Genomic DNA, 25,291 nt, shown 5'->3' on the forward strand with positions numbered 1-25,291 from the left:
GCTCCACCCGGCCGCGCCCGCACCGCGCTAGGGGATAGACCTGAAGCGCAGGCCGCCGACCCAGGTGTTGCCCTAGTCCAGTGAAACCGAGAAATCGGATGTGCGCAGGGGTTTGGCAGGGCAGGCGACAAGGCGCGGCCCGCAGCCCAGGCTAAACGCCTGGGCAAGGGTTGCAACACCGGCGCATGCCCTGCCAGACCCCTGCCCGCAGGGTGGGCACCTGTCAGGGGAGCCCTCGTCGTTGCCGGTGCTCGCCGGGTGCCCAACCCGGCTGCGCCCGGCGCCTAGATGGCGCCCCTGACAGGTACCCACGCACATCCGATTTCTCGGTTTCACTGGACTAGGGTTTGAGCCAGCCGGCGCCGGCCAGGCCCTGCGCCCGCCAGGCCTGCACCGCCAGCGTGGCGGTGGCCTGGGCGCCGGCCTGCACGTAGTGGGTGTTGTCCTGCAGGCCTTGCGGCAGGCTGTCCCACTGGCCCGGGGCGATGTGCATGAACAAGGCCTTGCTGGCCTCGGGGCCCAGCTGCTGCAGCTGGGCGCTGGTGAGCGCGTTCAGGTCGATCAGGCCCACGCCCATGGCGGCGGCCACCTGGCGCGTCACGGCCGGGTAGTCGCCCAGGGTCTGCTGCACCTGGCCTTGCGCGTCGAAGCTGCGCCGCGCCACCGCGGTGGCCAGCAGCGGTGTGGCCCCGCGTGCGCGCAGCTCGGTGATGAAGCGGCGCAGATAGGCCTGGTAGTCGGTGTGCGCCTCGGCATAACGCGCCGGGTCATCGGCCTTCATGTCGTTGTGCGCAAACTGGATCAGCACCACATCGCCCGGCGCCAGCTGGCCCAGCACATGGGCCCAGCGCCCCTCGTCGACAAAGCGGCGCGTGCTGCGGCCGTTGGCCGCATGGTTGACCAGGCGCTCGGGCCGGTCGAGCATCGGGCGCAGGGCCATGCCCCAGCCGCGCTCGGGGTGGGCCGGCAAGGGCGCCTTGTCGGCCATGGTGCTGTCACCCACCAGGTGCAGGGCCGGGTGCAGCGTGGCGCGCGGCAGCGGCGGGCTGGCCTTGCCGGCGCTGGGCACCGGCATGTGTTTCGAGACCAGGCTGGCCAGGTACAGCTCGAGCTCGGTGTAGCCGGTGTAGGGGTCGGTGCGCGCGCCGTCGGCGGCATCGGCCGGGTCCAGGCCACGCTGGCGTTCCCAGGCATCGGGCATGCCGTCGCGGTCGGCGTCGGGCGGCGGCGGCAGGCTCTTCAGCAGCGGCCAGCCGCCCACCTGGGCCTGGCTGTCGATCAGGCGGCCGCCGCGCTGCCTGAACTGCTGCAGCACGCGCTGGTCCACCGCGTCGCGCACCAGCACCGCGCCGGCATGGGCCAGCACGCGCTGCTCGGCCTCGGCCGCGGCCACGGTGTGCACCGGCCCCAGGTTCAGCGGCGCGGCCAGCCAGTAGCCGGCGGGCAGGCCCTGCGGCAGGTGTTTGGGATGGGCGCGCCACAGGCTGCGGGCATCGGCGGGCAGCTGCCCGTCCATCTGGTTGCCCTCGGCATGGGCCTGGGCCAGCGGGCTGCTTTCCTCGAACGCCCAGGCGCCCTGGCTGGACGGGCCGCGCCGGTAGCTGTTGGCCACAAAGCCGTAGGTGCTGCGCGTGGCGGTGTCGAGGTTGTAGCCGGCGCGCTCGCGGCCCCAGTCGTAGAACAGGTTGTTGCGGAACTCGAAGAAGCCGCCCTCGGCGTCCAGCGCCGGGCCGTGCCAGTTGCCCGGCCGCGGCATGCGGTCGGCATGGTGGGCCCACAGGTTGTGCTGGAAGCTCAGGCGCGCGCCGCGCCCGGCGCGCAGCAGGGTGCCGAAGCCGTGCTTGTGCGGCGCCTTCACGCGGTTGGCATCGAGTGATTCGCTGATCAGGCACCACTGCACGCTCACCGCGTCGAAGCTGCGCTCGGGCCGGTCGAAGCGGGCGCTGGCCGACAGCACCTCGTCGGTGCTCCAGCTGGCCGAGACATGGTCGATGACGATGCGCCGGCCCGAGACGATGCCGATGGCATCGCCATCGACCCCGCTCTCGTCGCCCAGGCGGCTGCGGATGAAGCGCAGCACCACGTCGTCGGCGGCGATCTCCAGCGGCTGGTCGCGCAGCGTGATGCCGTCGCCCGGCGCGGTCTGGCCGGCGATGGTGATGCGGCCGTTCCTGACCACCAGCGGGGTCTTCAGCGCGATGGTGCCCGAGACCTCGAAGACCACGGTGCGCGGCCCCTGGGCTTCGACCGCGGCGCGCAGCGAGCCGGGGCCGCTGTCGCCGAGGTTGCTGACGAAGATCACCCGCCCGCCGCGCCCGCCCAGCGCGAAGCGGCCTGCGCCCTCGGCGCCCGGAAAGGCCGGCAGGCCCTCGTCGCGCGCGCCGTCGGTGGCCTTCCAGCCCGGCGGCACGCTCACTGGGCTACCTTCAGGCTGCGCCTTCCGGTTTTCGCCTTGGGGGCGGCCCGGCGGGCTCATGGCCGGGCGGCCGGCGGCGGCGGCCACCTCCACGGCCGTGGCGCCCTGCGGCGCGGCGCCCTGCAGCGCGCAGGCGGCCAGGCCCAGCGGCAGCAGCAGGGCCGCCAGCCGGGTGAGGGCCGGCCGTGCAGCCCGGTGGCGGGCCGGGGTCAGGCGCAGCCGCATCAGAACGTGTACTCGGCGCTCACGCGGTAGGCGCGGCCCACCACGTCGGCGGTGCTGGTGAGGTAGCCCTGGTAGCCGCTGTGGTTGGTCTGCGGCGGGTTGCGATCGGTCAGGTTGTTGATCGCCAGGCCCAGCTTGAGCTGCTTGATGCCGGTGTACTGCAGCGCCAGGTTGTACTGCTCGTACGAGGCCACGTTGCGCGGCCCGGTGGTGCCGGTGCCGGTGCGCGTGGCCAGGTTCTGGTCACGCACCTTGCTCTGGTAGCGCTGCGACAGCTGCGCCGCGAAGGCCCCGCGCGACCAGCCCAGGCTGGCCACGTGGCGCCAGCGGTTGTTCATGCCGCGGGTGTTGTTGCTGAGGCCGGCATTGGGGTTGACCGGCACCACGTCGTTGTACTGGCCCAGGGCCGAGATCCACTGGTTGCCGTTGACGTCTTCGCTGCGCGCGTCCCACTTCAGCAGATAGGCCACATCGAGCCCGGCGCTGAACTGGCCCAGGTCGCTCTTGGGGGCCACGAACTTCAGGCTCACGTCGAGGCCGCGGCTGAGGATCGAGCCCACGTTGCCGGGGGTGTTGATCACCGCGTCGACGGCCAGCGTGCCATCGGCGTTGCGCCGGTACAGGCCGGTGTAGAGGCTGGGGTTGGCCAGGATGAAGTTGATGTTGCGCGTGCCGATCACGTCGTCGATCTGGGTCTCCCAGAAGTCGACCGTGATGCCGAACTCGCGCACTGGCTGGAAGGCCACGCCCAGGTTGAACGAGCGCGAGGTCTCGGCCTTGACGCCGCTGTTGCCCGGCACCTTGGTGATCTGGTTGCGGTTGGCCATCTGGCACACCTGCTCGCTGGTGTAGCCCGCCGCCGGCGTGCGCACGCCGTTGACGGTGGGGCACAGCAGCGGGTCGTCGAAGGTGGCGATGGCCGTGCGCTCGGTTTCCTTGGAGTACACCTCGGGCAGGCTGGGGGCGCGGAAGCCGGTGTTGGCCGAGGCGCGCAGGGTCAGCGCGCTCAGCGGCTGCCAGCGCACGCTGAGCTTGGGGTTGACCGTGGTCTCGCCCAGGTCGTCGTACTGGTCGGCGCGCACCGCGGCATTGAACGACAGGTTCTTGCGCAGCGGCAGCTCCAGCTCGGTGAACAGCGAGCTGATCTTGCGCGTGCGCTCGGTGCTGCTGGAGGCGCGCGCGCCGGCCACGGCGGCGTCCTGGCCCAGCACATTGACCAGGCCGTTCAGCGAGCTCAGCGGGTCGTTGTCGGCAAAGCCCACGGCCTCCCAGCCGTCGCGGCGCAGTTCGCCACCCACGGCCAGCGTGGCCGCGCCGCCCGAGAGCTCGAACAGCTCGCGCGAGACGGTGACATCGACGCTGTCGTTGAGCGTCTTGTGCAGGCGGTAGGTGCGGCCCTCGAGGTTCTTGCCGGCCAGCAGGGCCAGGCCCTCGGCGGTTTGCAGGCCGAAGGGGTTCAGGCGCGCATCCAGGAACTGCGTGGTGGCCGTGCCCTGCACGCTGACCAGGCCGCTGGCCGAGACCCAGCCGCTGCCGAACTTGGTGCGGCGCTCGGCGCGGCCGATGTTCAGGCCGGCGCGGTAGTCCCAGCCCATCAGCTGGCCTTCAGACTCGAGCACCACGCGGTTGTTGGTGTGCTCGTCGCGGCGGATGCGCGGGCCGGTGTCGACCACCGACCACAGCACGTCGATCGGCCGGCCGGCCAGCGTCTGCCCGGCGATGGTGGGCGTGATGCCGTTGCCGGGGTAGTAGGGGTGGGTGCTGGTCAGGCGCACGGTCACCGGCGTGGGGTCGTTGTACTGGCCCACGCGGTAGAAGCCGTGGTTGACCGACAGGCTCACGCGGTGGCCGGCCAGCATCAGGCTGCCGCGGGCAAACAGCGTGGTGATGTCGTTGTCGTTGCTGAACGGGCGGTAGTTGTTCTCGTTGTCGGCAAAGCAGGTGCGGCTGCTGCCGCTGATGCTGGGCGCCGAGTAGCCGGCCAGGCAGCCGGTGGCGTAGTAGGGGTTCCAGCGGATGGTGCGCTGGCTGCTGGTGGGATGGGTGGGATCGGTGAAGTTGCCCGGCGCCGCATTGCTGCCCAGGCCCGAGGTGTTGTTGATGCCCAGCGTGGCCAGCACCGCGGGGTCGATCAGCTCGGGGCGGTCCTTGCGCAGCAGGATGGCGCGCTTTTGCACCTCGAGCGCGCCGTAGATGTTCCAGCCGTCCTTTTGCAGGTTGCCGCGGCCGGCCAGCAGGCCCACGTCCTGCTCGTCGGCGCCGCCCGAGGCCTCGGGCTGCATGGCCGCGACCTTGATCTTCAGGCCCTCGAAGCTCTTGCGGGTGTAGAAGGCCTGCACGCCGCCGATGGCATCCGAGCCATAGCTGCTGGAGGCGCCGTCGCGCAGGATGTCGGTGCGCTCGAGCGCCATGCGCGGGATCACCGACACGCTGACGTACTGGTTGACCAGCGATTCCTTGGCCAGGCGGCGCCCGTCCAGCAGGGTGAGCGTGCGCATCGGGCCGAAGCCGCGCAGGCTGGTCATCGGGCCGGCGGTGCCGGCATTGCTGCCCAGCGAGTTGGCCTGCGGCAGCTCGAGCATGAAGTCCTTCAGCTCGGTGTGGCCGCGCAGCTCGAGCTCGGCCGAGGACACCGAGGTCACCGGCAGCGGCGAGTCATCGACCACGCGGCGGATGATCGAGCCGGTGATCTCCACGCGCTGCGGGTCGGCGGTCTGCGCCAGCGCCGGCTGCAGGCTGGCGATCAGGCCGAAGGCGGCCAGCGCCGTGGCACGCGGCTGCAGCACCGTGCGGCGGCGGGAGGCTTTGACAGGGGTCGGGTTCATGGCTCTTTTGTCTCCGTGGTGATGTGGGGATGAAGATGGGGCTGCGGCCGCTCAGGGCACCGGCACCCAGCCGCCCGGCGCGCCGGTGGCGGCGGTGCTGCGCGCAAACACCTCGGCGCGCGTGCCCAGGCCGGTGGTGCTGCCCAGCGGCCTGGCCAGCTGCACGCTGCTGGCGCTGCCAGCCACCGTGACCGTGGCCAGGCCCAGACGGGCGCCCAGGTCCAGCGGCAGGCCGGCCAGATCGGTGCTGCCCAGCTCGCGCCAGCCGGCGCTGTCGGTGCTGGCGCCGGTGGCCGTGCCGGCCCAGGGCGGCGGGTTGCTGCTGCAGCTGCCGCGGCCGGTGCCGGTCTTGCTGCTGCCGGTGCCCACGCACCAGCCGATGGGCAGGATGTGGCTGTCCATGCGCGTGTTCAGGTAGGCCACGTTGTCCACGTAGCTGGAGCTGGTGGTGCCGCCGCTGCGTGCCAGGTAGGCCTGGGTGACACCCGGGCCGGCGGTCAGGCGGCTGTTGAGGAACACGAAGCCGGCATCGCCCGCGGTGGCCCGTGCCTGCACGATGTAGCCGGGCGAGCTGCTGGCGGGGTCGAACACCGAGCGGATCTCGCAGTCCTCGAACAGCGCGGCCATCACGTTGCCCCAGATGAAGTCGACGTTGCCGCTGACCAGCGACTGGTAGATCCAGGCATAGCCCTTGAGCTGCAGCGTGTCCTGCTCGCTCAGAAAGTCCATCTCGCGGGCCACCAGGCGGGCGGCAGCGGCCGTGGTGCCGGTGTTGAAGTACAGCGCCTCGGCCTGGTTGTCGTAGACGCCCAGGCGGCCGTGCGGGTTCTCCAGCGTGAAGCCCTGCAGCGTCAGCAGGTCGGCGTTCTCGACCAGCAGCACCGCACGCCCGCCACCCAGCACGCGGTGGCCGGGCACCCGCCCCGAGCTGCCGAGGGCCGTGCCGGCGCTGGTGGCGGTGCTGCCGCTGCCCGCATTGAGCGATTCGAAGTTGGACGCGCCCACGCGCACACCGCCGCGGCTTTCGCCCACGATGCGCAGATTGGCCACGTTGCGCAGCACGGCCAGCTCGGGGTAGTGGCCGTTCTTCAGCGTGATGGTCTTGGCCGTGGCCGCGCTGTTGCAGCCATGGCTGGCCGCGGCGGCGCTGGCGCAGTGGCTCATCACCCAGTTCAGCGCGCCCTGCAGGGTCTGGAAGTCGGCGCTGCCGCCGTCATCGTCCACCGTGATGCTGGTGTAGCCGGCCGGCCGCGCCCGCGTGGTGAAGCGCCAGCTGGCCCCGGCGAACGGCGCCGCGTTGACCGTGCCGGCCAGCGCATCGGCGCTCACCGTCACGGTGTACTGCGTGGCCCAGTCGAGCCGGTGGTTGTGCAGGCGGATCTGCGCCAGGTTGGCGCTGATGCTCACCGGCCGATACCACACGAAGCGCGCGCGGGCGCTGCTGTCGGGCATGGCGCCCAGGCCCAGCGCATCGATCTCGAGGTTGTGGCGCGAGATCGCCGTCTGCGTGTCGCCGGCCGAGGGCGCGCTCGACAGGTCGATGCTGTCGACCAGCGCGTTGTCGCTGCTGCGCCGCACCGTCACCGTGCCGCTGCCGGTGAGCCGCGGCGCGGCGTCGAAGGCCAGTTGCAGCAGGGTGTCGGTGTGCACGCCGGTGGCGCCGTCGGCCGGGCGCAGGCTGCCCGGCGTGGCGCCGATCACCGCCGTGCCGGTGAGCGTGCTGGCGATGCGGCCGGCACCGGCCTTGGCCAGCGCATTGGCCTTCACCAAAGCAGCCGGGCGCAGCGTGTAGGCATAGGGAATGGTCCAGCTGCTGCCGCTGGTGGCCGGGCAGCCGGCCAGCGCGGCGCCGTTGAGCACCGAGCCGGTGTCCACAAAGCTGCTGCTGGCCGTGGCGTTGAGCGTCTGCACCACGCTGGCACAGCCACCGGCACCGGTGATGGCAAACACGTTGGCCTGCGAGATCACCTGGCCGGCCGTGCCCACGCCCAGGCTGTAGGCGTGGCGGTAGCTGGCCGCGCCGGTGCTGTTGACGTGGTAGTTGTTGTACACGTGCACCTGGCCATAACGCACACGCGGCGCGCGCTGCACGATGCTGGTGAACACGTTGTTGGCGATGGTGACCTTGAGCTTGCCGCTGTCGGCGCTGAAGCTGTCGCTGTGGCCGATCAGCAGCGCCTTGTCATGCCGGTCGAACAGGTTGTAGGTGATGCTGACGTGGTTGGCGCCGCGCGTGATGTCGATGGCGCCGTCGTGGCACTGGCGCGTCTTGCCGTTCTCGATCGGCAGCGTGTCGTCGGTGGTGGGCGCGTCGGTGATCGTGTTGCGGTCGATCCACACATGGTCGGCGCCCTGCACGGTGATGGCGTCGTAGGCGGCGTTCCAGCTGCCGGTGCTGCCGTCGCTGGGGTCCCACACGGGTGCGATGTCGCAGGGCGCCACCAGGCTCAGGTTGCGCACGATGACATTGCGCACGGCAATGATGTCGATGCCGCCGTTGACCAGCTGGGCCGCGGGGCCGGCGCCGATCAGCGTGGTGTTGCTGCTGAGCTTCAGGCGCGAGCGGGCGCCCTGGTCGGCCGCGCTGGTGTAGGGCACGCCGTCGCTCATGTCGATGCGCCCGGTCACGCGGATGATCTTGGGCTGAGCCCCGGCGCGGGCCAGCGCCGCCAGCAGCTCGCCGCGGTTGGCCACGCTGTAGATGTGCTCGCTGGTGGCGGCGCTGCCGCCGCTGGTGCCACCCGCGGTGCCGGCCCAGCCGTCGGCCGGTGCCGCTTCGCGCGCCGGATCGAGGGCGGCCTGCGCGCCCGCGGCGGCCAGGGCCGCGCACAGGGCCAGCGCCCAGCGCGCCGGCTGCGGTGGATGTCGGGTCGGGTGGGGCATGCAATGTCTCCGGATCGTGGGCTGCGCCCCGGGGGCGCAGAGACTGCTCTGCGGCAGTGTTTCGATGCAGGCCGGACGGGCCGGCGGCGTGCTGCGGAGTGCAGCCTGGGTGCGGCGAGTTGCTGCGAGTTGCCGCGGTGGGGCAGCGGGGTGCAGCCGGTGGCCGGGCGGTGCCCGGCTCAGCCCTGGCCGCGCGTGCGGCGGCCGGGCCGGGGCCGGGCCGCGGCGGCGGCCAGCGCCGCGGTGGCCAGCAGGGCCAGCGCACCGGGCTCGGGCACCGACTGCAGCTGCCAGCTCAGCTCGGCAAAGGGCGCCGCCAGCTGCACGCCCTGCCAGGCGATCTGCACGCTGTGCGCGTCGATCAGGCTGGCCACCAGGCTGCCGGCGGCCAGGGCCGAGAAGTCGAGCGCCAGCACCGCGCCCAGCGGCGTGGGCAGGGCGTCGAAGCCCAGGCGCAGCACGCCGCCGGCCAGTGCGCCGTCGCCGTCAAAGTCGATCAGGCGCAGCACGCCGTCGCTGCTCAGCTCCACCGCCAGGCCGAAGTCGGGCGCCAGCAGCTCGATGTCGCCAAAGCCGTCGCTGAGCGTGGCCGCTGCGCTGGCGGCATAGGCGGTATCGAGGCTCAGCAGATCGGCGCCGTCAAGCCGGCCCTGCACCTGCGTGAGTCCGGCCACCAGCGGCGTGGCGGCGGCCACACCGGCAGCCGCCAGGCCGGCGGCCAGCAGCAGGGTGCGGAGGAAGGAAAGGCTCGTCATCTCGTCTCCTGCCGCCGCGCGGAGCACACCGCCATCAAGGCGGCCGCATCCCGGCGGGCGTTGCGTTCGCGGGCACGGCGGCGTCAGCGCACCGCCACCCAGGCACTCGCAGGGCGCCTGCTCTCGGGATGGAACGTCGGGCTGCAGTGCCCGCCGCTCCGGACCGTCCGTCGCACGGACGGGGGGGATGGGATCAGAGGTAGTCGTCGCGGCGCGGCGAGAACTGGTCGAGCAGGGTGCTGCCGGCCTCCAGCGCCACCACGCCGTGCATCACCAGGCGCGGCGCCACGAAGGCGTCGCCGGGGCGCAGCACGCGCTTGACACCGCCCACCTCGCACTCGAAGGCGCCGCGGATCACGTAGGCGATCTGGTCGTGCGCGTCGTGGGCATGCGGGGTGCCAATGGCGCCGGCATCGAACTGCACCAGCACGCTCATCAGCTCGGGCGTGTGGCCCACCACCTTGCGGCGGATGCCGTCTCCCAGTTCGTGCCAGGGCGTGTCGGCGTCGAGGAAGTAGGGGCTCATGCGCGCTCCAGCGATCAGGTGAAACATCAATCTGTGTTCAATGTAACCTCTGCGAAAATTTCTGAAACGCTGGTTCACCCTAATGGAACCCAGCTTTCGAAAGCCAGAAGATGCACGCCATGCCGATCGGACGCAGCGGCTGTCGTGCGGCCCGGCGCCTTGCTGCGTCGACCTGCTGCGTTTCCACTCCCTTCTCCGCACCCCCACACCATGGTTCTGAACCCCTTCGATCTGGCTGGCCGCGTGGCCATCGTCACCGGCTGCAACACCGGCCTCGGCCAGGGCATGGCGCGTGCGCTGGCCCAGGCCGGCGCCGACATCGTTGGCGTCAACGTCACCGAGCCGGCCGAAACCGCCCAGCAGGTGCAGGCCTGCGGCCGGCGCTTTCTCGACCTGCGCGCCGACCTGGCCGACATCGCCACCATCGCCCAGGTGATGCAGCAGACCCTGGCCTGGGCCGGCAAGCTCGACATCCTGGTCAACAACGCCGGCATCATCCGGCGCGACGATGCGCTGCGTTTCTCCGAGAAGGATTGGGACGACGTGATCGACCTGAACCTGAAGTCGGTGTTCTTCTTTGCCCAGGCCGCGGCGCGCCAGTTCGTGGCGCAAAAGAGCGGCGGCAAGATCATCAACGTGGCCTCGATGCTGTCGTTCCAGGGCGGCGTGCGCGTGCCCAGCTACACCGCCAGCAAGAGCGGCGTGATGGGCATCACCCGGCTGATGGCCAACGAGTGGGCGCAGCATGGCGTCAACGTCAACGCCATCGCCCCGGGCTACATGGCCACCAACAACACCGCGCCGCTGCGCGCCGACGCCGACCGCAGCGCCGCCATCCTCGAGCGCATCCCGGCCGGCCGCTGGGGCACGCCCGACGACCTGGCCGGGCCGGTGGTGTTTCTGGCCTCCGGCGCGTCCGACTATGTCAACGGCTACACCATCGCGGTGGACGGCGGTTGGCTGGCCCGATGACTCCCCCCCGAAACGCCTTCGGCGCCTCCGCCCCAGGGGGGCGCCGCCAGCGGCCCGGCCAAACCGGTTCCGCGGCGGCCGCTGGGTTCTGACCGAGGACTGCGACGATGTACGAGAACCGGCGCGTCGGCTTCCTGTTCGCCCTGCCCTTTGTGCTGGGCGTGCTGGGCTTCAAGCTGTTTCCGTTCGTGATGAGCTTTGCGCTCAGCTTCTCGCAGTTCGAGGTGTTCCGGCCGCCGCAGTTCGTGGGCCTGGACAACTACGCGCAGCTGGCGCAGGACCCGAGCTTTCACAGCGCCATGGGGGCCACGCTGTGGTTCGTGGCGCTGGCGGTGCCGCTGCGGGTGGGCTTTGCGCTGCTGGTGGCGCATGTGCTGAACTACAAGCTGCGCGGCATCGGCTTTTTTCGCGCCGCGTTCTACCTGCCGTCCATCCTGGGCGGCTCGATCGCGGTGGCCGTGCTGTGGCGCTTCATCTTCGCGCGCAACGGCCTGGTCAACCAGGTGCTCGCGGCCATCGGCCTGGAGCCGGTGATGTGGCTGGCCGACGAGCAGCATGCGATGTGGACCATCGTGCTGCTGTTCACCTGGCAGTTCGGCTCGTCGATGGTGATCTTTCTGGCCGCGCTGCAGAACGTGCCCACCAGCCTGTACGAGGCCGCCGAGCTCGACGGCGCCAGCAAGTGGCAGCAGTTCTGGCGCATCACCGTGCCGCTGATCACGCCGGTGATCTTCTTCAACCTGATCATGCAGCTGGTGCACGGCTTCCAGGAGTTCAACGGCCCCTACATGGTCACCGAGGGCGGGCCGCTGCAAAGCACCTACCTGCTGAGCCTGTACATCTATGAAGAGAGCTTCCGCTACTTCAATCTCGGCTATGGCGCGGCCATGAGCTGGGTGATGTTTGCCGTGGTCGGCGCCTTCAGCGCCATCAGCTTCTGGAGCTCGCGCTACTGGGTGTTCTATGCCGGCGAGAAGGAGCGCGCCAAGTGAGCAGCAGTCTCGACGCACTCGACCCCGCGGCGCTGCAGCTCGGCCGCCTGGAGGCCGCCCGCACCCGCCGCAAGGCGCATCTGCAACTGGCCCTGCGCTACCTGATCCTGGGCGCGGTGTCGGTGCTGATGCTCTACCCCATCGTGTGGCTGGTGGGCGCCTCGTTCAAGAGCAATGCCGAGATCTTCGGCTCGGCCGGCTTCTGGCCCAGCAGCTGGAACGTCGAGTCGTATGTGAAGGGCTGGAAGACCAGCACCGAGTACACCTTTGCCACCTACTTTCTCAACAGCTTCCTGATCGCCATTCCGCGCATCGTGGTCACGGTGGTCAGCTGCGTGCTGGTGGCCTATGCCTTCGCACGCTTCGAGTTCTGGGGCCGCAAGACGCTGTTCTCGATCATGGTGGCCACGATGATGCTGCCGCACGTGATCCTGCGCATTCCGCAGTACCTGATGTTCCGCGAGTTCGGCTGGCTCGACAGCTACCTGCCCATCATCGTGCCCTCGGCCTTTGCCACCGACACCTTCTTTGTGTTCATGCTGGTGCAGTTTCTGCGCGGCATCCCGCGCGACATGGAAGAGGCCGCGGTGATCGACGGCTGCAACCCGCTGCAGCTGCTGTGGCATGTGGTGGTGCCCATGCTCAAGCCGGCCATCGTGTCGGTGATCGTGTTCCAGTTCATCTGGACCATGAACGACTTCATGAGCCCGCTGATCTACCTCAGCACGGTGGCCAAGTACCCGGTATCGCTGGCGCTGAAGATGAGCATCGGCGCCACCGAAGAGGTCGAGTGGGCCAGCGCCATCGCCATCTCTGTGGTGGCCCTGCTGCCCAGCGTGGCGGTGTTCTTCGCCGCGCAGCGGCACTTCATCGACAGCGCCGCATCCAGCGGCATCAAGGGTTGATTTCCTCGCCATGGCCCAGCTGAGTCTGAACAAGATCGAGAAGGTCTACCCCAACGGCTTCAAGGCCGTGCACGGCATCGACCTCGAGGTGCGCGACGGCGAGTTCATGGTCTTCGTCGGCCCCTCGGGCTGCGCCAAGAGCACGGTGCTGCGCATGATCGCCGGGCTCGAGGGCATCTCGGGCGGCGAGCTGCGCATCGGCGGGCGCGTGGTCAACAACGTGGCGGCCAAGGAGCGGGGCATCGCGATGGTGTTCCAGAACTACGCGCTCTACCCGCACATGAAGGTCTACGACAACCTGGCCTTCGGCCTCAAGCTGGCCGGCCTGAAAAAGGCCGAGATCGACGCCCGCGTGCGCGAGGCCGCCGAGCTGCTGGAGATGGGCCACCTGCTGGATCGTTATCCCAAGCAGCTGTCGGGCGGCCAGGCGCAGCGCGTGGCGGTGGGCCGCGCCATCGTCAAGAAGCCGGGCGTGTTCCTGTTTGACGAGCCGCTGTCCAACCTCGATGCCAAGCTGCGTGCGGCCATGCGCGTGCGCCTGACCGAGCTGCACCAGACCCTGCGCGCCAACGGCCATGCCAGCACGGTGATCTACGTCACCCACGACCAGACCGAGGCCATGACCATGGGCGAGCGCATCTGCGTGCTCAAGGACGGCCGCATCCAGCAGGTGGACGCGCCGACCACGCTGTACCACCATCCGGCCAATGCCTTCGTGGCCGGCTTCATCGGCTCGCCCGAGATGAACCTGCACCCGGTGACCCTGGCCACCGCCGGTGACGGCCTGGCGCTGCGCTGGGGCGGCGAGGGCGATGGCGACGGCCTGCTGCTGCCGCTGCCCGACGCCAAGGCCGCGCGGCTCAAGCTCGACGCCGGCAGCCGGGTCACGCTGGGCCTGCGGCCCGAGCACATCAGCGTGCTGCCGCCCAGCGGCCGCGCCATCACGCTGCCGGGCACGCTGCGCTTCATGGAGCACATGGGCAGCGAGGTGTTCGTGCACCTCACGCTCGGCGGCCTGCCCTTCACCAGCCGGGTGGCGGCCGATGCGCTGGGCGAGCTGGCGCACAAGCGCCGCGGCGATGCCCAGCTGTTCCATCTGCAGCCCGAGGGCTGCCAGGTGTTCTGCGCCGAGTCGGGCCAGAACCTGCTGCTGCCGTGAAGCCGGCTGCCGTGTCGATCACCCGCCGCCAGCTGCTGGCCGCGGCCCCGGCGCTGGCCGGCGCCGCGCTGCCGGACGCCGGCCTGGCCCAGGCCACCAACAGCACCACCAGCACCACCGCCACCAGCACCGCGACGGCCCCGGTGCAGCTGCGCTTTGGCTGGTGGGGTGGCGGCGAACGCCACAAGCGCACGCTGGAGGCCATTGCCCTGTTCGAGTCGCGCCATCCCGGCGTGTCGATCAAGGCCGAGTACATGGGCTTCAACGGCTACCTCGAGAAGCTCACGATGCAGATGGTGGGCGGCACCGAGCCCGACATCATGCAGATCAACTGGGCCTGGCTGAGCATGTTCAGCAAGGACGGCCAGGGCTTTCTCGACCTCTACCGCCACCGCGACCGCCTGTCGCTGGCCCAGTTCAGCGACGAGGACCGCCGCCTGTGCGAGGTGCGGGGCCGGCTCAACGGCCTGCCGCCCTCGTACTCGGCGCGCATCTTCCTGTGGAACGCGGCCGCCTTCGAGCGCGCCGGCGTGCCGCTGCCCAGCCACTGGGATGCGCTGTTCAGCAGCGGCCAGGCCTTTCGCCAGCGCCTGGGCGAGCGCTTCTACCCGCTGGACGGCGAGATCTACGACATGCTGCTGCTGGCCCAGAGCTGGGTCACGCAGCGCCATGGCATGGCCTACCTGCACCCCAGCGAGCCGCGCGTGGCGATGAGCCGCGAGGCGCTGCAGGACTGGGTGGCCGCCTTCCGCCGCCTGGGCCAGCAGCATGTGGCCACGCCGCTGCGCTACCGCGCCAGCCTGGGCGGCGCCGACAAGCCCACCGAGCAGCAGCCCGACTGGGTGAACGGCCGCTGGGCCGGCAACTACACCTGGGACTCGACCATCCGCCTGCGCCAGAGCACGCTGGACAAGCAGCAGCGCCTGGCGCTGGGCGAGCCGCTGATGCTGCCCGGGGCCAGCTCGTCGGGCGTGTTCGGCCGGCCGGCGATGCTGTTCTCGGCCAGCCGCAATACCCGCCACCCCGAGTGGGCCGCGCGCTTCATCGACTTTCTGCTCACCGATGCCGACGCCTCGCGCGTGCTGGGCCTGGTGCGTGGCCTGCCCTCGGCGCGCAGCGCGCTCGAGGTGGCCCTGGCCGACCGCAAGCTCACGCCGCTGGAAAAGCAGGCCTGGCAGCAGATCCAGAGCCAGCGCGCGGCCGGCCGCATTCCGCTGCCCTCGCCGGTGTTCGAGGACGCCCGCATGCGCAAGTTCTTGCGCGACACCTTCGAGCGCGTGTCCTACGACCGGCTGGGCGTGGTGGATGCCGCCGAGCGCCTGCTGGTGCATGGCAACGCGCTGCTGCGCCGCATCCACTGACCCCCTGTCGTCCACCCGAGATCCCGGACCTTTCGGCATGCCCAAGCACACCCACCGCCAGCTGCAGTTCAGCACCCAGACCGACCCCGACACCGGCACCCGCGTGACCCGGCTCACGCCGTCCGACGTGACCTGCCATCGCAACTACTTCTACCAGAAGTGCTTCACCCAGGATGGCGGCAAGCTGCTCTTCGGCGGCGAGTTCGGCCCCGGCAGCGACTGGAACTACCACCTGCTCGACCTGCACACCGGCGACTGCCTGCAGCTCACCGACCAGCCCGACGAGAACACCTTCGGCGGCTTCCTGAGCCCCGACGACAAGCACCTGTACTTCGTGCGCGCCAAGCGCCAGCTGATCCGGCTGGACCTGGCCACGCTGGCCGAAGACGTGGTCTACGTGGTGCCCGACGGCTGGGTGGGCTACGGCACCTGGGTCAGCAACAGCGCCTGCACCAAGATGGTCGGCATCGAGATCGCCGCCGAGGACTGGTTCGCGCTCGACACCTGGGAGAAGTTCAATGCCATGTTCCACACCCAGCCGCGCTGCCGGCTGTTCAGCGTCGACCTCAGCGGCCCCCACCAGGGCCGGCGCAACCTGATCCTCGAGCAGAAGGGCTGGCTGGGCCATCCGCAGTACCGGCCCTTTGACGACCACACCGTGGCCTACTGCCACGAGGGCCCGCACGACCTGATCGACGCGCGCATGTGGTTCATCAACGAAGACGGCACCCAGCGCCGCTGCGGCAAGCCGCACGCCGACGGCGAGAGCTGCACCCACGAGTTCTGGGTGCCCGACGGCAGCGCGATGATCTACGTGAGCTACCGCCACGACTCGCCCGAACGCTTCATCTGCAGCCTTGACCCGGTGACGCTGGAGAACCGGGTGCTCACCGCCATGCCGCCCTGCTCGCACCTGATGAGCAACCACGACGGCACGCTGATCGTTGGCGACGGCTGCGGCCAGGTCAGCAACGACAGCAGCGCCAGCAATGCCATGCTGACCGGTGACCCCTACCTGCACCTGTTCGATCTCAAGGCCGGCAGCACGCGCCGCATCGCGCGCCACGACAGCAGCTGGGGCGTCTACAAGGGCGACCGCCAGGTCACCCACCCGCACCCCAGCTTCACGCCCGACCAGAAGGGCGTGCTGTTCAGCTGCGACAAGGCCGGTGAGCCCGGCCTGTTCCTGGCCGAGCTGTGATGCAGCGGCCGGCGCCCGCCCAGCCACCGCTGCGGCGCAGCGGCCGGCGGCGCCTGCTGGCCTGGGTGCTGGCCTGCGGCGTGGCGGGTGTGCTGGCCGGCCTGGCGCGGCCGGCGCGCGCCCTGGGCCCGGCCCCGGCCCCGGCGCCTGCACCAGGCCCTGCCGCAGCCGCCACGCCGGCCACGCCGGCCACCCCGGCCACCCCGGGCATCCCGGGCACAGCGGCGCCCCCGGCCGGCGCCGGCCGACCCCAGCTCAGCGCAGCGCAGGCGGCGGCGCATGGGCGCCAGCAGGTGCTGGCCCTGGCCGGGCCGCTGGGCGCCCTGCAGCGCGACGACTGGGACCCGCTGGCCGACCGGCTGATCACCGGCAGCACCGAGCCGGCACAGTGGCACTACCAGGTGGATGGCGCACGGCCCGCGGCCGCCGATGGCCGGCAGCGTTTTGCCACCGTGCAGGCGGCCGTCCAGCAGGCCCACCGCGATGTGCTGGCCGGCCGCCACGCCGGCACGGCGCGGCTGTACATCGGCATTGCACCGGGCCTGTACCCCGAGGTGCTGGTGGTGCCGGCCACGCCCATCCCGCTCACGCTGTGGGGCCGCGGCGCCACGCCGGCCGAGGTGCGCATCGAGGCCGGCCTGCATGCCCGCATGCCCGGGCCGCGCCTGGCGGCGCTGCTGGCGCCGGTGTTCGGTGCCGCCGATGCCCACCCCGACATCGCCGCACCCTGGCTGGCCTGCCGCCAGCGCGAGCTCATCGGCACCGATTGCAGCGCCACGCTGCGCGTGCGCAACCACGGCTTCCAGCTGCGCGGCGTGACCGTGGCCAACCGCTTCCAGCTCGACCAGCCCGGCCCCGGCCAGCAGGCGGTGGCCCTGGTCAGCGACGGCGCCGACCGCGTGCACCTCGAGCAGGTGCAGCTGTTCGGCTGGCAGGACACGCTGTACCTGCGCGGCCCCGCCGATCGCCTGGTGCGCGTGGCCGTGCACCGCAGCCTGGTGGCCGGCGATGTCGACTTCATCTTCGGCAATGCGCTGGCCTGGATCGGCCGCTCGGAGATCCGCTACCGGCCCAGCCGGCCGGCCGCACCCGGCGATGCAGGCAACGCCAGCCACACCCCGCGCCAGGGCTGGATCGCCGCCCCCAGCACCTCGTGGCGCGCACCGCACGGCTTTGTGTTCGACGACTGCGACTTCACCAGCGAGGGCGCGGCCGATGCCCCGGCCGGCACAGGCACGGCCACGGGCCCGGCCAGCACAGGCACGGCCACGGGCCCGGCCAGCACAGGCACGGCCACGGGCCCGGCCAGCACCGGTGGGGCCAGCGGCCGCGTGCACCTGGCCCGCCAGTGGTTCATCGGCGCGCGCTGCAGCCCCTTTGGCCGCGCCACGGCCGAGCAGCCCAATGGCGCGCGCTGCGTGCCCGAGCCGGCGCTGGCCGCCGGCGCCACGCTGCCCGCCCAAGGCCTGCGCCTGGCCGCCAGCAGCCTCGAGGCCGTGGGCCGCATGGTGGTGATGCACTCGCGCCTGGGCCCGCACCTGCACCCCAGCCAGCCCTGGGCCGACTGGAGCAGCCAGCCCGAGCACCCGGCCTACCGCCCGGTGCTGCCCGACAGCGAGCGCTGGTGGCAGCTGCTGCAGGCCGCCGGCCACGAGCCCGCGCAGTGGGGCTGGGTGCGGCCTGCACCAGCGCAGGCCTGGCTGGCGGAATATCGCAACATCCTGAGCGAAACGCGCGCCGAGACGGCGCGACAATGAGCTTCGAAACAGCATTTCAAAGAAATCGAGCCATGGACGACGACGCTCTCGACAGCCGGCAACCCGAATCGGTGGCCGCGGTACTCAAGGTGTTCGCGATCCTGCAGGCACTGGGCGAAAGCGCCGAGACCGGCGTGTCCGACCTGTCGGTGCGCCTGGCCATGCCCAAGGCCACGGTCTACCGCTTTCTGCAGACCATGAAGACCCTGGGCTTCGTGCGCCAGGACGGCGACAGCGAGCGTTACGGCCTGGCCATGCGCATGTTCGAGCTGGGCACCAAGGCGCTGCAGTACCCCGAGCTGGTGGAACTGGCCAAGCACCCGATGCAGATGCTGGCCGACCGCACCGGCGAAACGGTGCACCTGGGCATGCTGATCGACAGCGAGATCATCTACGTGCACAAGGTCGATTCGCGCCACATGCTGGGCATGTACTCGCGCGTGGGCCGGCGCGCGCCGCTGCACTGCACCGCCATCGGCAAGGTGCTGATGGCCTGGGAGCACCCCGAGCGCCGCGAACTGATCCTCGACGGCGCCAGCTTCCAGCGCTTTCGCGACAAGACCATCGTTGATCGCCAGGACTACCTGGCCGAGCTCGACCGCGTGCGCAGCCAGGGCTTCGGCGAGGACCGCGAGGAGTTCGACGACCACATCCGCTGCCTGGGCGTGCCCATCTTCGACCGGCTCAACCAGCCGGTGGCCGGGCTGTCGGTGTCGTTTCCCACCTTCCGCTACGACGAGGCGCGCGCGCCCGAGCTGGTGGCCATGCTCACGCAGGCCAGCCGGCAGGTGTCGCAAGGCCTGGGCTGCACGCAGTTTCCGCTCGACCCGGCCGACGCCGGCAGCCGCCGGCGCTGAGCCGGCCTGCCCCAGGCCCTGCCGCCCCGCCCGCCAACCCCCTGGCCCATGCCCCAGCCGCCGATGCGCGCCCCTGACCCGACCCCACCCCTGCGCCTGAACCGCCTGCTGCTCACCGGCGCCGGCGGCGGCATCGGCCGTCAGCTGCGGCCGCGGCTGCGCGCGCACTGCGCGGCGCTGCGGGTGTCCGACATCGGCCCGCTGGGCGAGGCCGCGCCGGGCGAAGAGCTGGCCCCCTGCCGGCTGGAAGACCGCGCCGCGGTCGAGGCCCTGCTGCAGGGCGTGGACGCCGTGGTGCACCTGGGCGGCATCTCGGTCGAAGACCGCTGGCAGCCGATCCTCGAGGCCAACATCGTCGGCGTCTATCACCTGTACGAAGCGGCGCGCCGTCAGGGCGTCAAGCGCATCGTGTTTGCCAGCAGCAACCATGTCACCGGCTTCTACGGCCAGCACGAGACCATCGACGCGCTGGCGCCGCCGCGCCCCGACGGCCTGTACGGCGTCAGCAAGGCCTTTGGCGAAACCCTGTCGCGCCTGTACTGGGATCGTTACGGCATCCAGACCGTGTGCCTGCGCATCGGCAGCGTCACGCCCGCGCCCGAGAACCGGCGCATGCTGGCCACCTGGCTGAGCATCGACGACCTCGAGCGCCTGGTGCTGGCCAGCCTGCGCACGCCGGTGGCCGGCCACAGCATCGTGTTCGGCATGAGCGACAACAGCGTGCGCTGGTGGGACAACCGCCACGCCGCCCACATCGGCTACCGGCCGCAAGACACCAGCGAGGCCTGGCGCGCCCAGGTCGAGGCGGCCGAGCCGCCCTGGCTGGACGCCGCCAACCCGGTGGTGGCCTGCCAGGGCGGCCGCTTCGTGCGCCTGGGCCCCTGCGACGACGAACCCGCTGCGCCGGCCGGCGGCTGAACCCCTGCCCTTGACCCACCGGGGCGGCCGCGGCCGCCCGCTGCATCCGCTTCCTGCGGGGCCGGCCTGACGCCGGCACTCGCGCCCCCCCCAGGGTCAGCGCCCTCTGCGCGGCCCGGCCCCCAGGAGACCTGCCATGTTGTTCCCCGCCCGCCGGCCCGCGCTGGCCGCTGCCGCCCTGTCTGCCCTGTGCAGCCTGTTTGCCACCGGCGCCGCGCAGGCGGCCGAGTTGCGCTCGGCCGATGTGCACAACGCCGACGACTACCCCACCGTGGCCGCCGTGCGCCACATGAGCACGCTGCTCGAGAAGGCCAGCGGCGGCAAGCACAAGATCAAGGTCTTCAACAAGGGCGCGCTGGGCACCGAAAAGGAGACCATCGACCAGGTCAAGATCGGCGCGCTGGACCTCACCCGCGTGAACATCAGCCCGATGAACGCGGTGTGCCCGCTGACCCAGGTGCCGACCATGCCCTTCCTGTTTCGCTCGGTCGAGCACATGCGCCATGCGCTCGACGGCCCGGTGGGCGACGAGATCCTCAAGAGCTGCGAAGGCGCCGGCTTCATCGGCCTGGCCTTCTACGACTCGGGCGCGCGCAGCATCTATGCCAAGAAGCCGATCAAGAGCGTGGCCGACGCCAAGGGCCTGAAGATCCGCGTGCAGCAAAGCGATCTGTGGGTGGCCCTGGTCGGCGCGATGGGCGCCAACCCCACGCCCATGCCCATTGGCGAGGTCTACACCGGCCTGAAGACCGGCCTGATCGATGCCGCCGAGAACAACCTGCCCAGCTTTGACGGCTTCAAGCATGTGGAGGCGGTGAAGTTCTACGCCAAGACCGAGCACTCGATGGCGCCCGAGATGCTGCTGATGAGCAAGCTGGTCTGGGACAAGCTGCCCAAGGCCGAGCAGGACATGGTGCGCGCCGCGGCCAAGGCCTCGGTGGCCTTCCAGCGCCAGAAGTGGGACGAGCAGGAGGCCAAGTCGCTGGCCGCCGTCAAGGCCCAGGGCGGCCAGGTGGTCGATGTCGACAAGGCCTCGTTCCAGGCCGTGATGGGCCCGGTCTACGACAAGTTCATGACCACGCCTGAGCACAAGCGCCTGGTCAAGGCCGTGCAGGACACCAAGTAACTCCGGCGGACGGGCGCGCACGATGTACACGCAGTTCTGCGCCGGGCTGTCCCGGCTGTGCCTGATGGCGGCGGTGGCCCTGCTGCTGGCGGTGGTGCTGAGCGTGCAGTGGCAGGTGTTCGGCCGCTACGTGCTCAACGACACGCCCACCTGGGCCGAGGCCGTGGCCCTGCTGGGCGTATTGTTCGTCACCGCGCTGGGCCTGGCGGTGGGCGTGCGCGATGCCGGCCACGTGGGCCTGGAGTCGATGGTGGCGCTGCTGCCCGAGGCCTGGCAGCGCCGCATCGAGCTGCTGATCCATGCCCTGGTGGGCCTGTTCGGCGCGCTGATGTGCCATGGCGGCTGGACCCTGGGCCGCCGCCAAGTGGGGCGAAAAAAAGCCCATGCTGCCGGTACCCGACGGCATCGACTATGTGCCGCTGATCATCGCCGGCGCCTTGATCGTGCTGTTCTCCATCGAGCACATCCTGGCCAACCTGCGCGGCAGCGTGGTGGAGCCATCGTGGAACTGACCGTCTTGGGAGTCTCGTTCGCGGCCCTGCTGCTGCTGGGCGTGCCGGTGGCCTTTGCCATCGGCCTGTCGTCGGTGGCCACCATCCTGGCCGCCGGCCTGCCGATGGCCGTCGTCTTCCAGAAGATGGTGGGCGGCATGCAGGTGTTCAGCTTTCTGGCCATCCCGTTTTTCGTGTTCGCCGGCGAGCTGATGCTCTACGGCGGCATCGCCGAGCGCATCGTGCGCCTGGCCAACAGCCTGGTGGGCCATGTGCGCGGCGGCCTGGGCATGAGCAATGTGCTGGGCTGCACGCTGTTCGGCGGCATCGTCGGCAGCCCGGTGGCCGATGTCTCGGCCATGGGCAGCGTGATGATCCCGCTGATGAAGAAGCAGGGCTACGACGCCGACTACGCGGTCAACGTCACCACCCATGCGGCGCTGGTGGGGGCGTTGATGCCCACCTCGCACAACCTGATCCTGTTCACGCTGGCCACCTCAGGCATCGCCTCGGTCAGCGTGATGGGGCTGATCCTGGCCGGCGTGCTGCCGGCGCTGCTGCTCACGCTGTGCAACCTGGGCGCCGCCTGGTGGGTGGCGCGCCGGCGCGGCTATGCCACGCAGGGCGAGTTTCCGGGCTGGGCGGCGGTGGCGGTGGCCTTTGCCGCCTCGCTGCCCGGGCTGCTGGTGGTGGCCATCATCCTGGGCGGCATCCTGAGCGGCCTGTTCACCGCCACCGAGTCGGCCGCGGTGGCCGTGGGCTGGGCGCTGCTGGTCACCGTGGGCGTGTACCGCTCGCTGAGCTGGGCGCACTTTCTGAAGGCCTGCGCCAAGGCCTGCAAGACCACCGGCGTGGTGCTGCTGCTGATCGGCATCTCGGCGGCCTTCGGCTACTTTCTGGCGCTGTACGAGGTGCCGCAGAAAACCGGCGCGCTGATGCAGTCGCTGTCGAGCGACCCGTGGGTGATCTTCCTGCTGATCAACGTGCTGCTGTTCGTGCTGGGCACCTTTCTGGACATGGCGCCCACCATCCTGATCTGCACGCCGATCTTCCTGCCCATTGCCCAGCAGTTCGGCATGGACCCGCTGCAGTTCGGCATCGTGATGCTGATCAACTGCGCGCTGGGCCTGAACACGCCACCGGTGGGCACGGTGCAGTTCGTGGGCTGCGCCATCGGCGGCATCTCGGTGGGCCAGGTGATGCGCTCGATCTGGCCGTTCTACGGTGCCATGGGCCTGTGCCTGGCCCTGGTGACCTATGTGCCGGCCTTCTCGACCTGGCTGCCCGCGCTGATGTTGAAATGAGCGCCACGATGACCACGCCCCCGCTCAGCCTGCAGCACGGCCCGGCCGTGCCCTTTGTGCCCAGCACGCGCTACCCCGACCCCGCCATCGAGCTGCTGCACCCCGGCTTTGCGGCGCTGCGGGTCTACAGCAGCGGGGTCGAGCAGCTGGCCAGTGGCTGCCGCTGGGCCGAGGGGCCGCAGTGGTTTGGCGACCACCGCTGCCTGCTGTGGAGCGACATCCCCAACAACCGCATCCTGCGCTGGGACGCCGCCACCGGCGCGGTGACGCCGTTTCGCACCCCATCCCAGCATGCCAACGGCCTGGCACGCGATGCCCAGGGCCGGCTGCTGGCCTGCGAGCACCACACCCGCCGTGTGACGCGCACCGAACACGACGGCCGCATCACCGTGCTGGCCGCCACCATCGACGGCACGCCGGGCGGCCCTCGGCTGAACTCGCCCAACGACATCGTCTGCCAGCGCGACGGCACGGTGTGGTTCACCGACCCCGAGTTCGGCATCCACGGCTGGTGGGAGGGCGAGCCCGGCACGCCGGCGCCGCACCAGGGCGTGTACCGCATCGACGCCGCCAGCGGCCACCTGAGCTGCCCGATCACCGAGCCGGCCGGCCCCAACGGCCTGGCCTTCAGCCCTGACGAGCGCGTGCTCTACGTGGTGGAAAGCCGGGCCACGCCCACGCGCAAGATCTGGGCATGGGATGTCGGGCCGGGCGGTGCGCTCGGCAACAAGCGTCTGCACATCGACGCCGACGGCCCCGGCGCCTTCGACGGCATCGCGGTCGATGTGGACGGGCGCATCTGGGCCGGTCTGGGCTCCGACGGCAGCCCCGGCGCGGCCAGCGCCGGCCTCGACGGCGTGCGTTGCTACGACCGCGACGGCCGGCCCATCGGCCACATCCACCTGCCCGAGCGCTGCGCCAACCTGTGTTTTGGCGGCGAGCGGCGCAACCGGCTGTTCATGGCCGCCAGCCACTCGCTGTACACGCTGGCGCTCAACACCCAGGGCGCGGCCTGACAGGTCGTCAGGCCGTCAGGCGTGCAGGGTTCGGCCGGCCTGGCCGGCCAGCTTGAAGCCCGACACCGCGTGCAGCAGTTGCTGGGCCTGGGTCTTGAGGCTCTCGGCGGCGGCTGCGCTCTGCTCCACCAGCGCGGCGTTCTGCTGGGTGGCCTGGTCCATCTGGCCCACGGCATCGCCCACCTGCGAGACGCCGCTGCTCTGCTCGGCGCTGGCCGACGAGATCTCGCCCATGATGTCGGTCACGCGGCGGATCGAGCTGACGATCTGGGTCATCGTGTGGCCGGCCTTGTCGGCCAGCTGCGTGCCCTGCTCCACCTGCTCGACGCTGGCGGTGATCAGGCTCTTGATCTCCTTGGCGGCCTCGGCGCTGCGCTGGGCCAGGTTGCGCACCTCGCCGGCCACCACCGCGAAGCCGCGGCCCTGCTCACCGGCGCGGGCGGCTTCCACCGCGGCGTTCAGCGCCAGGATGTTGGTCTGGAAGGCGATGCCGTCGATCACGCCGATGATGTCGGCAATGCGGCGCGAGCTGTCGTTGATGCCCTTCATCGTCTGCACCACCGCATCCACCACCTGGCCGCCTTCGCCGGCCACGGTGGACGCGCTTTGCGCCAGCTGGTTGGCCTGGCTGGCGTTTTCGGCGTTCTGGCGCACGGTGGAACCCAGCTGGTCCATCGTGGCGGCGGTCTGCTCCAGCGCGCTGGCCTGCTCTTCGGTGCGCTGGCTCAGGTCGTTGTTGCCCTGCGAGATCTCGGCGCTGGCGGTGGCCACGCTCTCGGCATTGGTGCGCACGGTGCCCACCACATTGCTCAGCGCGGTCTGCATCTCGCCCAGCGCGCTCAGCAGCGGGCTGAACTCGTCGTGGCCGTCGTCGTGCACCGGCTGGGTGAAGTCGCCGTCGCGCACCCGGGCCGTGACCTCGCGCGCCAGGCTCACCCGCTGGGTCAGCGCCCGCGTCACGTACCAGCAGAACACCGCCAGCACCAGCACCACGCCGACCACCAGGCTCACCAGCAGCACCATCGTGCGCTGGCCTTCGCGCTGCACTTCCGCCACGTCGGCCTGCAGCGTGCGCACATGGAACTTGTTGGCCGCTTCCAGCGAGGCCAGCACCTGGTTGCGGGCCGGAATCGTCTTGTCGACCAGGAAGCCGAAGGCCGCCGCGGTGTCGCCCTTCTTCACCAGCTCGAGGTTGGCAGCCCCCACCTGCCAGAAGCTGCTCAGCTGCGTGGCGACGTCGGCCGAGCGCCGGCGCTCCTCGTCGTCGATGGCGGCCTTGGCATAGGCCGCCGCGCCCTTGTCGATGTGCTGGCGCAGCTCGCCGATCTGGGCCAGCGTGGCCTCGCGCTCCTGCGGCGTGCGCGCCAGCATGGCGTGGCGCAGCTGCAGCGAGGTGCGGGTGACATTGAGCTCGAGCTCGGCCACCCGTTCGAGCTGCGGCACGCGCTGCGCGGCAATGCGCTCGGTTTCGCGGCCGATGCCGCGCAAATCGGTCGAGGCGAAGAAGGCCACCGCCAGCAGCGCCAGCGCGACGGCGGTCACCACGAGGTAGAGGCGTTGGGCAATGCCGAGGCGGGCAAAGGCATTCATCGGTGAAGCTTC

General features: G+C 70.8%; 18 protein-coding genes and 1 pseudogene. 13 read left to right on the top strand and 6 right to left on the bottom strand.

Features of this window, described 5'->3' with window-relative positions:
* Positions 1–340: 340 nt before the first annotated feature.
* The 5 genes from N4G63_RS18015 to N4G63_RS18035 form a co-directional block, all read right to left on the bottom strand.
* The gene (locus N4G63_RS18015) at positions 341–2,641 is read right to left on the bottom strand and encodes a GDSL-type esterase/lipase family protein (RefSeq protein ID WP_314600016.1); all 2,301 of its coding nucleotides are present in this window, start codon (positions 2,639–2,641) and stop codon (positions 341–343) included.
* A complete protein-coding gene (locus N4G63_RS18020) occupies positions 2,641–5,466 on the bottom strand; it encodes a TonB-dependent receptor domain-containing protein (RefSeq protein WP_260787463.1) in 2,826 nt (941 codons plus the stop codon). The genes N4G63_RS18015 and N4G63_RS18020 overlap by 1 nt, the downstream gene beginning before the upstream one ends.
* 51 nt (positions 5,467–5,517) lie before the next feature.
* A complete protein-coding gene (locus N4G63_RS18025; RefSeq protein WP_260787462.1) occupies positions 5,518–8,349 on the bottom strand; it encodes a pectinesterase family protein in 2,832 nt (943 codons plus the stop codon).
* Between the two features lie 179 nt (positions 8,350–8,528).
* On the bottom strand, positions 8,529–9,104 hold the full coding sequence (locus tag N4G63_RS18030; RefSeq protein ID WP_260787461.1) for a hypothetical protein: 576 nt from the start codon (positions 9,102–9,104) through the stop codon (positions 8,529–8,531).
* Positions 9,105–9,297: 193 nt separating this feature from the next.
* Complete coding sequence (locus N4G63_RS18035) at positions 9,298–9,630, bottom strand: cupin domain-containing protein (RefSeq protein ID WP_260787460.1); 333 nt, start codon at positions 9,628–9,630, stop codon at positions 9,298–9,300.
* 210 nt (positions 9,631–9,840) lie between these two features.
* On the opposite strand from N4G63_RS18035, the gene kduD reads away from it, so the two are divergent.
* From kduD to N4G63_RS18100, 13 genes and pseudogenes are all read left to right on the top strand, one after another.
* Positions 9,841–10,602: a 2-dehydro-3-deoxy-D-gluconate 5-dehydrogenase KduD gene (gene kduD, locus N4G63_RS18040; protein WP_260787459.1), complete on the top strand. Its 762-nt coding sequence runs from the start codon at positions 9,841–9,843 to the stop codon at positions 10,600–10,602.
* 107 nt (positions 10,603–10,709) lie between these two features.
* Positions 10,710–11,594, top strand: a complete 885-nt coding sequence (locus N4G63_RS18045; RefSeq protein ID WP_314600017.1) for a carbohydrate ABC transporter permease — start codon at positions 10,710–10,712, stop codon at positions 11,592–11,594.
* The gene (locus tag N4G63_RS18050) at positions 11,591–12,499 is read left to right on the top strand and encodes a carbohydrate ABC transporter permease (RefSeq protein WP_260787456.1); all 909 of its coding nucleotides are present in this window, start codon (positions 11,591–11,593) and stop codon (positions 12,497–12,499) included. The genes N4G63_RS18045 and N4G63_RS18050 overlap by 4 nt, the downstream gene beginning before the upstream one ends.
* A 10-nt stretch (positions 12,500–12,509) precedes the next feature.
* Entirely contained in the window at positions 12,510–13,658 is a 1,149-nt protein-coding gene (locus tag N4G63_RS18055) for an ABC transporter ATP-binding protein (RefSeq protein ID WP_314600018.1), read from the top strand.
* Positions 13,655–15,019, top strand: a complete 1,365-nt coding sequence (locus tag N4G63_RS18060) for an ABC transporter substrate-binding protein (RefSeq protein WP_260787455.1) — start codon at positions 13,655–13,657, stop codon at positions 15,017–15,019. The genes N4G63_RS18055 and N4G63_RS18060 overlap by 4 nt, the downstream gene beginning before the upstream one ends.
* 37 nt (positions 15,020–15,056) lie before the next feature.
* Positions 15,057–16,220 (top strand): oligogalacturonate lyase family protein, encoded by a 1,164-nt coding sequence (locus N4G63_RS18065; protein WP_260787454.1) that lies wholly within the window; start codon positions 15,057–15,059, stop codon positions 16,218–16,220.
* Positions 16,220–17,977, top strand: coding sequence for a pectinesterase family protein (locus N4G63_RS18070; protein ID WP_314600019.1), 1,758 nt, complete (start codon positions 16,220–16,222; stop codon positions 17,975–17,977). The genes N4G63_RS18065 and N4G63_RS18070 overlap by 1 nt, the downstream gene beginning before the upstream one ends.
* 32 nt (positions 17,978–18,009) lie before the next feature.
* The gene (gene kdgR, locus N4G63_RS18075; protein WP_260787452.1) at positions 18,010–18,834 is read left to right on the top strand and encodes a DNA-binding transcriptional regulator KdgR; all 825 of its coding nucleotides are present in this window, start codon (positions 18,010–18,012) and stop codon (positions 18,832–18,834) included.
* 48 nt (positions 18,835–18,882) lie between these two features.
* A complete protein-coding gene (locus tag N4G63_RS18080; RefSeq protein ID WP_260787451.1) occupies positions 18,883–19,752 on the top strand; it encodes an NAD-dependent epimerase/dehydratase family protein in 870 nt (289 codons plus the stop codon).
* 136 nt (positions 19,753–19,888) lie between these two features.
* Entirely contained in the window at positions 19,889–20,878 is a 990-nt protein-coding gene (locus N4G63_RS18085) for a TRAP transporter substrate-binding protein (protein WP_260787450.1), read from the top strand.
* Between the two features lie 64 nt (positions 20,879–20,942).
* Positions 20,943–21,173 (top strand): annotated as a pseudogene (locus tag N4G63_RS18090) (TRAP transporter small permease); the annotation flags it as partial.
* A gap of 207 nt (positions 21,174–21,380) precedes the next feature.
* On the top strand, positions 21,381–22,673 hold the full coding sequence (locus N4G63_RS18095; protein ID WP_260787448.1) for a TRAP transporter large permease: 1,293 nt from the start codon (positions 21,381–21,383) through the stop codon (positions 22,671–22,673).
* Between the two features lie 8 nt (positions 22,674–22,681).
* The gene (locus N4G63_RS18100; RefSeq protein ID WP_260787447.1) at positions 22,682–23,689 is read left to right on the top strand and encodes an SMP-30/gluconolactonase/LRE family protein; all 1,008 of its coding nucleotides are present in this window, start codon (positions 22,682–22,684) and stop codon (positions 23,687–23,689) included.
* 15 nt (positions 23,690–23,704) lie between these two features.
* Here N4G63_RS18100 and N4G63_RS18105 read toward each other — a convergent pair whose 3' ends face one another.
* A complete protein-coding gene (locus N4G63_RS18105) occupies positions 23,705–25,279 on the bottom strand; it encodes a methyl-accepting chemotaxis protein (protein WP_314600020.1) in 1,575 nt (524 codons plus the stop codon).
* Positions 25,280–25,291: the final 12 nt, after the last annotated feature.

The sequence above is a fragment of the Aquabacterium sp. OR-4 genome, assembly GCF_025290835.2.
Classification (GTDB): domain Bacteria; phylum Pseudomonadota; class Gammaproteobacteria; order Burkholderiales; family Burkholderiaceae_C; genus Pseudaquabacterium.